The sequence below is a fragment of the Thermoactinomyces sp. CICC 10522 genome, assembly GCF_016055075.1.
GTDB classification, from domain to species: Bacteria; Bacillota; Bacilli; order Thermoactinomycetales; family Thermoactinomycetaceae; genus Thermoactinomyces_A; species Thermoactinomyces_A daqus.
Genome location: NZ_JAECVY010000003.1, coordinates 241,893 through 254,927, shown reverse-complemented (window position 1 = coordinate 254,927; position 13,035 = coordinate 241,893). Strand labels below are relative to the sequence as shown.

The window sequence follows — 13,035 nt, the reverse complement described above, 5'->3', positions numbered from 1 at the left end:
GCTGCATAAGCTCAAATGTAATCATTTTCAACCTCTCTTACATCGACAGTTTTTACTCCGATCTCTGTTAAAAATGACATTATCTCATCCCGATTTTTCCATTTTCCTTTGCATATGCCGGCAGGATAACCGTCTACTCTTTCCGTGATTTGCAATGATAAACCTTGTTGATAAATATGTTCCAAATCACTCAGATTGTTTGTGATAATCAGCCAACTTTTATCACGCTGCTCTCTGACCGGATGCAAGGTGCCGTTTTGTATCATAAAAACCCGGTCACAATATCTGTTTATTTCTTCTTTATTGTGCGTTACCATCATTACAGCTGCTCCCTGCTCCACCTGCTCTTTCATAATCCCGGAAAAAAAGAATCTTTCCCTCTTGATCCAAACCGTTGGTGGGCTCGTCAAACAACAAAATATTCGGATTTTTCATTATAGCCTGTGCAATACCCAGTCGTTGGCGCATTCCCAATGAATAAGACTTAACGGGTTTTCGGTTGTCAGGATCCAAACCCACTCGTTTAATGGCTTCTCTTACGGCTTGCTCATTTATTTTTTGCTGTATATCGGCCAGTATTGTTAAATTCTTCAGACCGGAAAGTTGTGGCAGGAAAGCAGGGGATTCGATCAGTGCTCCAACAGATGCGGGTAATTCACCGATCAAACCAAGGCGAACCGCTCTGCCTGACACCCGAACTTCTCCCCTGTCAGGATATATCAACCCTGTAACCAATCGTAACAGAGTGGTTTTCCCGCAACCATTTGGACCAACGATCCCCACTACTTCACCGGAAGCAACGGTTAAGTTGATATCATTTAACACTTGTTTGTTCCCCAGTTTTTTAGATACTTTAGTGAACTCTACCAAATTGTTGATTTTATCCATTGTAAACCCTCGCTTTAAAGTTTCTGGCAAAGAAAAAGTAGGTTAACGTGTAAAATACAATGGATAAGACAATCCAAATGAAAGGAATTTCAAGTGTACGATAACTGAAATGATTCAATATGTACGCTCCGACTAAGTCGAGGGGGGCATATCGGGTTAAATTTATAGAATAAAGAACGAAATGTAATACGATGAATAACAGCCAGGGAGTCGCAACAACGATGTAAATGTTTTTGACTGTTGTGGAAACGAAAACCGATACCATTGAGATGAATACGGCTGACAGGGCACTGTTGAAAATGATCAGCAAGATATAGAGAAACGGATGGTCGATAAACAAAGATCCGGCATATTTTGGGATGAATGAACTGTGGATTTTATTGATATCGCTTATATTTGGAAATTGTATTGCAGCCAAAACGAAACAAAACAGTTCTGATATGAATACAAATACAAAACTGACAACAGATGCAGAAACCATTTTTCCCACAATGTAAGTTTTGTAAGAAGTTCTCATAAGCACATATTGTATAAAGCCTGACTTCTTATCCCATGCCAGCGAATTACCGGCAGCCAAAGAAACGATCAGCGCAAATACCAAAGGCAATAAACCTGAGGCTCCATTACCGTGTGCATATAAAAAAGCGAAGTAAAAATTATGATTTGCCGTTACGGGTACAAGCGGTCCAGGACGGTATGCTTCAAAACCTTGAATAAAAAAAGCCGACATGATTAAAAAAGCCACTAATGCCTGCCGGCGAAAGAACGCCCGCCTTATTTCCATTTTTGTGATTTTTGTTAACAAATCGGCCCCTCCTTTCCCAAAAAAACAAGAAGAATAAGAGAGTGTGTTTACGACTCTCCCATTCTTATAAGAATAATGGTGGCTTTGTGTATCAAGATGAGAGACCCTGTTATTAATTTTTGCTTCAGCATTTAGAATCCTTCATATTTTTGATTATTAATCGAATAATTTTTTGATGATCGTCAATATTTGATTATTGTGATTTTCTGTCGCATGCCATCTTTACATATTTTCTTCGGAACGTGGATTAAATCGAGCAGCCCTTGTTGAAGGGGGCAAAAAATCCGTAATTATCCCACAGATCCCGGCTATCCGATCAATATTATTTTTTCATTTTTCGTAAAGGAAAAATTTTTGTATCGATTCCTTGTGTGTATGAATGTTATTGTAATATAATATTATATCTTTCCTTCTGGATAACGAGCTTCATTTCCTCAAAAGGGAGTGTGATGCTTCTTCCTTGCATGGCAGTATTCTTCAGTTTTCGGAAGTGTGGCGGGGCTGTCATTCGTGTGGTTCCCGCATTATTGGCATTTAAAGCTGAAGCGGTCTTAACCACGACTGGTTAAGGTGGCTGGGAGTCCGCAGCAGTGCCGAAATGGGTTAAAATATTTTTGAAACCTTTTCTCTTTTTTTTCGTCTGTTTTATAGGAGATCTGCTGCGAGGCAATGTTGGTTGAAATAGAAGCATTTTGGCAAACAAAACAGTCTTGTTGCAATCCTTCCAATATGATGCAATTTTATTCGCCATATTACATGTTATGGTGTTGGTAAGGAGGGTTTTCATTCAGTTCGTTATTTGTGATAAAATTTTTGCAATCCCAAGTAGGAGGGTATTTTCGATGGCTTCCGGATCACAGGTCATAGCATGGAGCCAGATGGAAAGTCCGGTCGGACCACTGACTCTTGTGGCCAGCCATCATGGGTTGTGCCACCTCGATTTTGCCAAAAAAAGCGCCCCGACAGTTGGAATTCAGATCTGGTTGAATCAATGGTTTAACCATTACCGTTTGGAACGGAATGAGCAAGCCTTATTGCCGTACATGCAACAATTGAACGAATATTTTAATAAACAGCGGCGGGAGTTTGATATTCCGCTCGACCTGCACGGTACGGCATTTCAAAAGTTGGTATGGAGATACCTTCGGACGATTCCATATGGTGAAGTGCGCTCATATAAAGATGTGGCACTGGGGATCGGAGCACCTAAAGCCGTGCGCGCCGTAGGAGGGGCAAACAATAAAAATCCCATTTCGATCATTATTCCCTGCCACCGCGTGATCGGATCCAACGGATCGCTGGTCGGTTACGGCGGCGGGCTTCATATTAAAGAATATCTGTTAACACTTGAAGGCTGGTTAAAACCGAAAGAGGAATCATAAGGAAAGATGGCGGATCAGGAACATCCGCCTTTTTTAGTGAGTGGCATTGCCGGTCAGCTGTACCCCCGCTCCTTTCTTTTTTGCTTCACTCATCCTCGTGAGACCGGGTGGAGGGAAAAGTATACCTTTTCTGACATTTTTCATACAGTGTGGTATAAAAGGAAAGGAGTTTTCGCTTTATGAGCAGCAGTGGAGAAAATTGGATGGAGGCCGGCATTCGCGCGTACAATCCGCTGGCGGCAGTGCAATATGCCAGCACTTATTGGAATGGAGCAAACCGTGCTTATCGTTTTTTTCATGACGATTGTACCAACTTCATCTCGCAGTGCCTGCATGCCGGAGGGCTGCCGATGGTTTTTTCGTCCAAATCAGGCCGGGAATGGTGGTACCGCCGGGGAGCAAAGGGGCACTCCTGGAGTTACAGTTGGACCGTAGCCCATGCGTTTCACCATATGTTGCAGGCAGGCGGGCCGACGGGTCGTTGCCGCAGATTGAGCAGTCCGGCTGAACTTCGGCTCGGGGATGTGATCTGCTACGATTTTGAAGGGGACGGGCGCTGGAATCACAATACGATTGTGACCGGATTTGACGCTGCCGGGCAACCGCTGGTCACGGCCCATACGTATAACTGCCACAACCGGCGCTGGGAATATTACGATTCCGTTGCGTATACCCCGAGGATTCGCTATGATTTTTTTCACATCAGTTGAAGCCCGGTTTGCCATTTGGGTAAAATAAAAGAGATGTTTCGAGAATGGAAGGGATGAAGGCACGTGCCATTTCACATTGTACTCGTTGAACCGGAGATTCCGCAAAATACGGGGAATATTGCACGCACGTGTTCAGTGACGGGAGTCAAGTTGCATCTGGTTCATCCGCTCGGCTTTAAAATTGACGATACCAAATTGAAGCGCGCGGGTCTGGATTATTGGCATGAACTGGATATTGAGCATCACGATTCATTTGCCCAGTTGCAAGCAAAATATCCGGCCGGGCGCTTTTTTTGTGCCACGACGAAGGCAAGCCGCGCACATACCGATTTTCAGTACGAAGAAGGCGACTTTTTTGTGTTTGGCAAGGAAACCAAAGGACTCCCGCCGGAAATACTGAACCGGCATCGTGAAACATTGATTCGGATCCCGATGCGGCCGTCGACCCGCTCGCTCAACCTCTCCAATTCGGTGGCGATCGTGGTTTATGAGGCGCTTCGGCAATTGAATTTCCCCGGGCTTTCCTGAATGAAAACCAGCATCTTTTTTGTGACAGGACCCGGGGACGAAAGGATTTAGTCTATTTGGGACGTCGTGGTTCCGCATGGACCAGCGCACGCTGAATGGCTTTTGGCCGCCAGGGTTTGAAATCATTTGCAGAGAGTGGGGGAAGGCATGATAAAAGCCTGTTTATTCGATCTGGATGGAACTCTTTTGCCGCTTGATACCGAAGCTTTTGTAAAAGTATATTTGCAAGCCTTGGCCCCTTATGTAGCCCATGTCGTTCCGCCGGACAAGCTGGTTCCGATCATCTGGAAAGCGACGGGGGCGATGATTGAAAACGACCAGGCTGACCTGACCAACGAAGAAGTATTCACCCGGGCTTTTTTGCAGCTGTCAGGACTTGAAAAAGAGGAAATTTGGCCTTTGTTTGACCGCTTCTATAAAGAAGAATTTCCGAAGCTGGAGAAACATGCGGAAAAAAGTGCCCTTGCCCGCCAGGTGGTCCAGGCTGCTCTTGACCGGGGATATCAGGTGGCGGTTGCGACCAACCCCGTTTTTCCGAGAGAGGCGATTTATGAGCGGTTGCGTTGGGCGGGATTGGACGATCTTCCTTTTGCCACGGTAACCGTTTATGAAGAAACGCATTTTTGCAAGCCGCATCCCAGTTATTACAGGGAAGTGGCCGGACGGTTGGGCGTGTCGCCGGAAGAGTGCGTGATGATCGGCAATGACATGCAGGAGGATATGGTGGCCTCCGTTGTGGGCATGCGCACCTTTTTCCTGAAAGAATACCGGATTGACCGTGGGCGCCCGTCCTACGACTTTGATCAGGAGGGAACCATGGAAGATTTGTTCCAATCCATTTGCAAGGGGACGGGTGTTTTTCAAAAGGAACATCCGGTAAAAAAATAAAAACAGTCTCGAAAAAACCTTGGATTTTTGCCAAGGTTTTTCTATCTTTTTCCTTTGAAATTTGATAAAATAGAAGTAACAACTTTCTATTTGTAGCATATACATGATATAAAATATCGCCTTACTCTTTCCTATTTCAGTAATCTATAGTCACTAGGGGATACTGACGAGGCAGGTATAAAATCAGAAAAGTCTAACTCAGGGTTTGTCTTTCACTGAAGGAGAGGAGGCTTTCCATGGATATTCTCAAACGGATTGCCGAGTACCGCGATCGCGAGAAAAAGCTGATGTGGGAAGGAACCTTCGCCGACTACCTGGACATCGTGAAGAAGAACCCCCGTGTGGCTCAAACCGCTCATTCCAGAGTTTATGATATGATTGCGAAAGCAGGCATTGAGACAGATGCCCAAGGAAATAAAAAGTACTTGTTTTTCAGCAAGGAGCTGTTCGGGCTGGATCACGCCATCGAACGACTGGTGGAAGAGTATTTTCATTCAGCAGCGCGGCGCTTGGATGTGCGCAAACGCATTTTGCTTCTGATGGGTCCTGTCAGCGGCGGGAAGTCGACGATTGTGACGATGCTGAAAAAAGGGCTGGAGGAATACTCGCGCACGGATGAAGGGGCCTTGTACGCGATCAAAGGCTGCCCGATGCATGAAGAGCCGCTGAACCTGATCCCGCGCGAACTTCGTCCTGAGTTTGAAAAAGAATTCGGAGTGCGGATTGAAGGAAACCTCTGCCCCTATTGCCGCTTCCGTTTGCAAGAGGAATACGGGGGCCGGATCGAGGATATGGCCGTGTACCGCGTCCTGCTCTCAGAAGATGAGCGCATCGGGATCGGTACATTCAGCCCGTCTGACCCGAAATCTCAGGATATTGCCGACTTGACGGGAAGCATCGACTTCTCCACCATCACCGACTACGGTTCGGAGTCCGATCCGCGGGCTTACCGTTTTGACGGTGAGTTGAACAAGGCGAACAGGGGTCTGATGGAGTTCCAGGAAATGCTCAAATGTGATGAGAAATTTCTCTGGAATTTGCTTTCCCTCACACAGGAAGGCAATTTCAAAGCAGGCCGTTTTGCCTTGATCTCGGCCGATGAAGTGATCATTGCCCATACCAATGAGTCGGAGTACAAAGCATTTATCGCCAACAAGAAAAATGAAGCTCTGCAATCACGGATTATCGTGATGCCGATTCCATACAATTTGAGTGTAACAGAAGAAGAGAAAATTTACAAAAAATTGATCGGACAAAGCGACCTCGCCCATATTCACATCGCTCCCCACTCGCTGCGAACCGCCGCCATTTTTTCCGTCCTGACCCGGCTGAAAGAATCGAAAAAACAAGGTGTCGACCTGCTGAAGAAAATGCGCCTGTACGATGGTGAAGCAGTTGAAGGCGCCAATGACATCGATTTGGATGAATTGCGCAATGAGCACCTGGACGAAGGGATGTCCGGAATCGATCCCCGCTATGTGATCAACCGGATCTCCAGCGCCCTGATCAAAACGGATGCCGATTTTATCAACGCACTTGATATCCTTCGTTCCCTCAAGGAAGGATTGGACCAACATCCTTCGATCACTCCCGAGCAACGAGAAAAATACCTCCACTTTATTTCCATCGCCCGCAAAGAATACGATGAAATCGCCAAAAAAGAAGTACAAAAAGCATTTGTCTACTCTTATGAAGAATCGGCCAAAGTCCTGATGGATAACTATCTGGACAATGTGGAAGCTTACTGCAACTGGCAAAAAATCCGCGATCCCATCACCGGTGAAGAGCTGGAGCCGGATGAAAAACTGATGCGCTCGATCGAAGAGCAGATCGGCATCTCGGAAAATGCGAAAAAGGCGTTCCGGGAAGAGATATTAATCCGCATTTCCGCGTATGCCCGCAAAGGCAAACGCTTCGATTACAATACCCATCCCCGCCTGAGGGAAGCGATTCAGAAGAAACTGTTTGCCGATTTGAAAGATGTCGTCAAAATCACCACCTCAACCAAAACGCCGGATGAAAACCAGTTGAAAAAAATCAATGAAGTGATTGCCAGACTGGTGGAAGAATACGGCTACACACCCGCCAGCGCCAATGAGCTGCTGCGTTATGTCGGGAGCTTGCTCAATCGCTAAGCCCGCACTTCGGTGCGATTCTAAATGGGAGGTGAAAGAACATGAAGCACCCCCTGTTTATCGTCTCGGAAGAAGACTGGTCCCTGCACCGCAAGGGCTATGAAGACCAGATGCGGCACCAGGAAAAGGTGAAGGAAGCGATCCGCAAAAATTTGCCCGATTTGGTCAGCGAGGAAAGTATCATCATGTCGGATGGGCAGCAAATCATCAAAATCCCGATTCGCTCGATGGAAGAATACCGTTTTCGCTATAACTACAACAAGGGAAAACACGTTGGCCAAGGGGACGGCAACAGCAAAGTGGGCGACGTGCTCGGCCAAGATCCGACAGATGGCAAACCGGGCCCGGGGAAAGGCCAGGGAGCAGGTGATCAGGCCGGAATTGATTACTACGAAGCGGAAATTTCCATCGCCGAACTGGAAGGGATTCTCTTCTCCGAGCTGGAGCTCCCGCACATGGAACGGAAAGAACAGGTCGACATGACCGTTGAAGATATTCGCTTCAATGATGTACGGAAGAAAGGCTTGATGGGCAATATCGACAAAAAGAGAACGCTGCTGGAAGCGATCAAGCGCAATGCGCTCAATGGAAAGAAGAAGAAAGTGCAAATTTCCGTCGATGACTTGCGGTTTAAAACATGGGAAGAGATCGTGACCCCGCACTCCAACGCCGTGGTCATCGCAATGATGGATACCAGCGGTTCGATGGGAATCTTTGAAAAGTACATTGCACGCAGCTTCTTCTTTTGGATGGTTCGCTTTCTCAGAACCAAATACCAACATGTCGAAATCGTCTTCATCGCCCATCATACCGAAGCCAAGGAAGTAAGCGAAGAATCTTTTTTCACCAAAGGGGAAAGCGGCGGAACCATCTGTTCCTCCGCCTATCGGAAAGCATTGGAAATCATTGATACCCGTTATTCACCTGACCGCTACAACATTTATCCTTTTCACTTCTCCGATGGCGACAACCTCAGTTCCGACAATGAGCGCTGTGTCGAACTGGTTAAGGAAATCCTCAAACGTGCCAATATGTTCGGCTACGGTGAAGTAAATCAGTACAACCGGCATTCCACGCTGATGACAGCCTACCGCCACATCAAAGAACCGCGTTTTTCCCACTTTGTGATCAGAGAAAAAAGCCAGGTGTATGATGCTTTGAAGCATTTTTTCGGGAAGAAAGAGGTCCATTAATGCAAAAAGCCAACCGCCTTCTCCGGCAGTCTCGGAGAGACGGTTTTTTTTATCCCATTATCGGGGGTTTTCCCGCAAATACCGGACCGGAACGAATTCCGTCAGCCAGACGCCATTGGCCGATTGGAAAAACGTATACCCATCCCGATGCATTTCCCGGGACAGAATCTGAAGGACGACCGGGGTTCCGTGTCTTTTTCCGACCCGGCGGGCTGTGACGGGATCCGGGGACAGATGGACATGATGACGATTTCCCTTGAGTAATCCTTTTTTGCGGATGGAGGGGAGAAAGCGAAGAGCTGTTCCGTGAAAGAGCAGGTCCGGCGGTTTTACCGGATCCAAATTCAGGTCAATCGCGACGGAATGGCCTTGATTCGCCCGGATTTTTTGCCTGTCTTCACTGAAGGCGAAGCGCTGTTTGTCATTGGTTCGGACGATCTGTTCCAGAGTCTCGCGGTCCAATGGCACTCCGTGTTTCCGGCAAGCGTGGATGAGTTCCTCCACGTTTACCCATCCGTTCGGATCCAGTTGAATCCCGATGAGATCAGGCCGATGCCGCAACACTTTGCTGAGGAATTTGCTTGATTTGATAGATTCCGCCCGCATAAAATCCACTCCTGTTAAATGGGTAAGATTCCGCTGATATCCCATGACTTTATCATGTTATATTATTCTTAAACTTCCGGTCAAAACCCTGATCACAAGGAGTGGCATGATGCCTGCTTACAACAAACTGGTGCGTGATTTGATTCCCCGGGTCATTGAACATGCCGGAAAGAAGTGCAGGACCCGTGTTTTGGATGAGAAAGAATACAAAGCGGAATTACAAAAAAAATTGCGCGAAGAGGTTAATGAATACTTAAGCAGCCGCAATGATCAAGAAGCATTGGAAGAGCTGGCCGACGTGCTGGAGATTTTGCATGCGCTGACGGAATCCCATGGTTTTGCAATCAAAGATCTGGAAGATTTGCGCCGAAGGAAAGCGGAGGAAAGAGGACGGTTTAAGCAAAAAATCTTTCTGATCGATGTGGAGGATTAAAACAGGAAACGAAAAGGGAGATCGGACGGATTGCGTTTGTGTCTGATCAGGTGTTGCCCGCTTTTTCTCTTCAGGGAAAAGAGCGGGCAATTTTATCTTTACTAATGGCGTAAATCGGAGTAATATACGATTAATTCTATATTAAGCGCTGAATCTGTACAGAGCGGGGGAACCGAAAAAGCAACGATTTGCTTTAGGGGTGAATCCCGGGTGTTTCCCGGGTAGGGTCACTCTCATGACCCGAATCCGTCAGCTAACCTCGTAAGCGTTATGGGAGGGAAACGGTATGTGATAAACCACGGAAGGAGTTTCTCTTTTTTGTGGTTTTTTCTATTGCTTCATTTATGAAAAGCGGCTGTCTTGATTAACCGCGCACAGAGCGAATCGGAACTTCGGAGAAGGCGGCAAGAGCTGCGGACACATAGTTTTTGATGTCCTGTCAATATTATGCAATAAATACCACTGGTTACCGGGAACACTATTTACTGTTGCATGATTCACCAGTTTTTCAGGTTTTGGAGGAATCATATGTTCAGCAAAATCAAACGCATTCTGATTGGAAGACCATTGAGGTCGAATGAGTTGCACAGCCAGAAATTAAACAATTTGAAAGCATTGGCCACTCTCTCTTCTGATGCGCTCTCTTCTGTGGCCTACGGCCCGGAGCAAATTCTCATCGTCCTTGCTACGGTCGGTGCATTGGCCTTTTGGTATTCCCTGCCCATCGCGGTGGGCGTGCTCATATTATTGGTGGCCTTGATCTTATCCTATCGCCAGATCATTTATGCCTACCCTCAGGGCGGCGGGTCTTATATGGTGGCGAAGGAAAATCTGGGGATGAATATTGGCCTTGTTGCGGGCGGGTCATTGTTGATCGACTATATCCTGACCGTCGCGGTGAGCGTTTCGGCCGGGACGGATGCGATTACCTCCGCCTTTCCGGTGGTGCATCCCCATAAAGTGGGGATCGCGGTCTGCATTGTGGTCGTGATCACGATTTTGAATTTGCGGGGACTGACCGAATCAGCTTCCATTTTGGCCTATCCCGTCTATTTGTTCGTATTTGCCCTGGCTATGCTGATTGTTGTCGGCTTGTATCAGGTATTGACAGGGGCAGCCCCGGCTCATGTGCATGCGAGCATCGGAACACCGGTGGCGGGGATCAGCCTGTTTCTCCTCCTGAAGGCTTTTTCTTCAGGATGTTCTGCGTTGACGGGGGTTGAAGCCATTTCCAACGCGATTCCCAACTTTAAAGAACCCGCTCCCAAAAATGCGGCCTTTACCTTGGTGATCATGGGACTTATTTTAGCGTCCCTTTTTTCCGGCATTGTCTTTTTGGCCTATTGGTATGGGATCGCACCCTCAGCAAAGGAGACGGTGCTTTCTCAACTGGGACGGGCTGTCTTTGGTCGGAATGGCTTCTATTATTTCATTCAGGCGACCACCGCGCTGATCTTGGTGCTGGCGGCCAATACCGGGTTTTCGGCCTTCCCGTTACTCGCATACAGCCTGGCCAAGGATAAATTTATGCCGCGAGCCTTTACCGTAAGGGGAGACCGCCTTGGCTATTCCAACGGAATCGTTACCCTGGGTCTGGCCTCAATTATCTTGATTATCGTTTTTCAGGGAAATACAGAAAATCTGATTCCTCTGTATGCGGTAGGGGTATTTATCCCGTTTACGCTGTCACAAACCGGGATGATTCTGAAGTGGGTCAGGTCAAAGCCGAAAGGCTGGATCGGCAAATTGGCGGCCAACCTTGCCGGGGCCCTGATTTGTTTTCTGATTTTGATCATCTTTTTTATCACCAAATTTCAGCATGTATGGATGAGTCTTGTTTTCATTCCGATCTGTGTGTTTATTTTCCATAAAATTCATCAGCACTATGTCGCGGTCGGCGATCAGCTGCGCGTCGACTTGTCACATAAGCTGAGCGAGATCAAAACGGCCGGCAACGTGGTGATCGTGCCGGTTGCCGGGATAACGAAAGTGGTGGAGCAATCCCTCGTTTATGCCAAATCGTTGTCCGATAACGTGGTTGCTGTCTATATCGGATCAAGCCCGGAAGCCATCGATCGCATGGAAAGAGAATGGGCCGAATGGCAGACGGGAGTCAGACTGGTGACGTTGCATTCCTTATACCGCAGTGTATTAACGCCGCTGAGTGAATTTATCGATATGGTGAAAGCGAAAGCGGACAAAAAAGGAGCCAGGGTGACTGTGGTCATGCCCCAATTTATCACCAAGAAGTGGTGGCACGGGATTCTGCACAATCAGTCGGGATTTCTCATCATGGCCTATCTGTTGCGCATGCGCGATGTGATTGTCACGATCGTTCCATACCAGTTGCAAAAATAAATGTTTACTTCGGGGAGCCCGTCTTTTGGGGGCTCCTTTTTTGATGGCAGGCATCCTTCACAAGGCTGTTCCTCGTCGATGGATCAGGACCAGTCCGAAAACAATCAAAAGCATCCCCGAAAAAGCAAGGAGAGAGAGCGGATCATGAAAGATCAGATAATCGAAAAGCGCCGTGACCGGGGGGACACCGTAAAACAGGCTGGTGACATTGGTCAGATTCCCTTTTTGGATCAAGAAGTACAGCATCATGGAAGCACCGACAGAGATCACCAACGACATCCACGATAAACTGAGGAGAAACACGGGACTCCAGTGAACCTGCCATCCCCCGAAAAAGGGAAGCAAGAGAAGAATCACCAGCAACCCTCCGGAATATTGAATTGCCATGTTTACCGGCTGACTCAGTTTGATCCGTTTTTGCATAAACGTTCCGGCCGTAATGCAACCGAGGCACAACAGGGCGCTTGCCAGTCCGGATAACGGAAAGTGCGGAGCGGAAATGTGATCGGCCACCACGAGAACGAGACCGCTTAATCCCAAAAACAGACCTGACCATTGGCCATATCTGATTTTTGTGGCAGCAAAAAAGGCTGTGATGATCGGCTGGGCCCCCAGGATGATGGCCAGGATCCCCGGGGCCAGATGATTATTCAGCGCAATAAAGTAGAAGATTTGATACCCGGCTTGCAGCAACAGGCCGGTGAGTATGACATATCCCCATTCCTTGCCGGATTTGGGATAAGGGGATCGGGCAGACAGGCAGATGATCCAAAGCACAGCTGTTGAAATGAGGAAACGGAGAAAGACAAAGGTAAAGGGATTGGCGTACTGCAATCCCAATTTGACAAAGATCGCCCCGCTGCTCCACGTTAAAACAAAGGCGGCGGGAATGAGGGAACTCCATTTGTTTATTTGCTGCGGGGCTTTTGGCAGAAACCGGGTTTCTTTGTTCATGCTGTTTCACCTCTCTCTGGAAACAAAAATATTCATTATAATGAAAATTTTAATTATAGCAAACCACTCTCCTGCCTTCAGGTGAAGGATGCCTTGTTTGGATTGCAATGTTGTTTCAGTCGCCTGCATCACTTTCAACAAATTTTCAGTTTCCC

At 47.3% G+C, this 13,035-nt stretch carries 13 protein-coding genes and 1 riboswitch; of the genes, 8 read left to right on the top strand and 5 right to left on the bottom strand.

Translation table 11 applies throughout. The features are described from left to right. Positions 1–11 precede the first annotated feature (11 nt). From I8U18_RS07480 to I8U18_RS07470, 3 genes are read right to left on the bottom strand one after another with little or no spacing between them, the layout of a single operon-like run. On the bottom strand, positions 12–320 hold the full coding sequence (locus I8U18_RS07480) for a hypothetical protein (protein ID WP_198064644.1): 309 nt from the start codon (positions 318–320) through the stop codon (positions 12–14). Continuing rightward, complete coding sequence (locus tag I8U18_RS07475) at positions 301–888, bottom strand: ABC transporter ATP-binding protein (protein WP_198064643.1); 588 nt, start codon at positions 886–888, stop codon at positions 301–303. The genes I8U18_RS07480 and I8U18_RS07475 overlap by 20 nt, the downstream gene beginning before the upstream one ends. Further along, entirely contained in the window at positions 881–1,693 is an 813-nt protein-coding gene (locus tag I8U18_RS07470; RefSeq protein WP_198064642.1) for a sulfate permease, read from the bottom strand. The genes I8U18_RS07475 and I8U18_RS07470 overlap by 8 nt, the downstream gene beginning before the upstream one ends. Positions 1,694–2,535: 842 nt before the next feature. On the opposite strand from I8U18_RS07470, the gene I8U18_RS07465 reads away from it, so the two are divergent. From I8U18_RS07465 to yhbH, 6 genes are all read left to right on the top strand, one after another. Further along, the gene (locus I8U18_RS07465) at positions 2,536–3,075 is read left to right on the top strand and encodes a methylated-DNA--[protein]-cysteine S-methyltransferase (RefSeq protein ID WP_033100874.1); all 540 of its coding nucleotides are present in this window, start codon (positions 2,536–2,538) and stop codon (positions 3,073–3,075) included. A gap of 179 nt (positions 3,076–3,254) precedes the next feature. Beyond that, positions 3,255–3,785 carry an amidase domain-containing protein gene (locus I8U18_RS07460; RefSeq protein ID WP_052154158.1) on the top strand — a complete coding sequence of 177 codons (531 nt, stop codon included), beginning with the start codon at positions 3,255–3,257 and terminating at the stop codon, positions 3,783–3,785. A gap of 63 nt (positions 3,786–3,848) precedes the next feature. Further along, positions 3,849–4,313, top strand: coding sequence for a tRNA (uridine(34)/cytosine(34)/5-carboxymethylaminomethyluridine(34)-2'-O)-methyltransferase TrmL (gene trmL / locus I8U18_RS07455; RefSeq protein WP_033100875.1), 465 nt, complete (start codon positions 3,849–3,851; stop codon positions 4,311–4,313). Positions 4,314–4,460: 147 nt separating this feature from the next. Next, entirely contained in the window at positions 4,461–5,201 is a 741-nt protein-coding gene (locus I8U18_RS07450) for an HAD family hydrolase (protein WP_198064641.1), read from the top strand. 236 nt (positions 5,202–5,437) lie between these two features. Continuing rightward, complete coding sequence (locus I8U18_RS07445; RefSeq protein ID WP_033100877.1) at positions 5,438–7,336, top strand: PrkA family serine protein kinase; 1,899 nt, start codon at positions 5,438–5,440, stop codon at positions 7,334–7,336. Positions 7,337–7,377: 41 nt separating this feature from the next. Further along, the gene (gene yhbH, locus I8U18_RS07440; protein WP_198055479.1) at positions 7,378–8,529 is read left to right on the top strand and encodes a sporulation protein YhbH; all 1,152 of its coding nucleotides are present in this window, start codon (positions 7,378–7,380) and stop codon (positions 8,527–8,529) included. 57 nt (positions 8,530–8,586) lie between these two features. Here the strand turns inward: yhbH and I8U18_RS07435 are convergent, their stop codons facing one another. Beyond that, positions 8,587–9,135 carry an RNA 2'-phosphotransferase gene (locus I8U18_RS07435; RefSeq protein WP_181735422.1) on the bottom strand — a complete coding sequence of 183 codons (549 nt, stop codon included), beginning with the start codon at positions 9,133–9,135 and terminating at the stop codon, positions 8,587–8,589. Between the two features lie 109 nt (positions 9,136–9,244). On the opposite strand from I8U18_RS07435, the gene I8U18_RS07430 reads away from it, so the two are divergent. Both I8U18_RS07430 and I8U18_RS07425 read left to right on the top strand, forming a co-directional pair. Further along, positions 9,245–9,568: a nucleoside triphosphate pyrophosphohydrolase gene (locus I8U18_RS07430; RefSeq protein WP_033100879.1), complete on the top strand. Its 324-nt coding sequence runs from the start codon at positions 9,245–9,247 to the stop codon at positions 9,566–9,568. Between the two features lie 136 nt (positions 9,569–9,704). After that, a riboswitch (cyclic di-AMP (ydaO/yuaA leader) is annotated at positions 9,705–9,851 on the top strand. 245 nt (positions 9,852–10,096) lie between these two features. Next, entirely contained in the window at positions 10,097–11,926 is a 1,830-nt protein-coding gene (locus tag I8U18_RS07425; RefSeq protein ID WP_198055477.1) for an APC family permease, read from the top strand. A gap of 57 nt (positions 11,927–11,983) precedes the next feature. On the opposite strand, the gene I8U18_RS07420 is transcribed toward I8U18_RS07425, so the two are convergent. Further along, positions 11,984–12,880 carry a DMT family transporter gene (locus tag I8U18_RS07420; protein WP_052154159.1) on the bottom strand — a complete coding sequence of 299 codons (897 nt, stop codon included), beginning with the start codon at positions 12,878–12,880 and terminating at the stop codon, positions 11,984–11,986. Between the last annotated feature and the right edge of the window lie 155 nt (positions 12,881–13,035).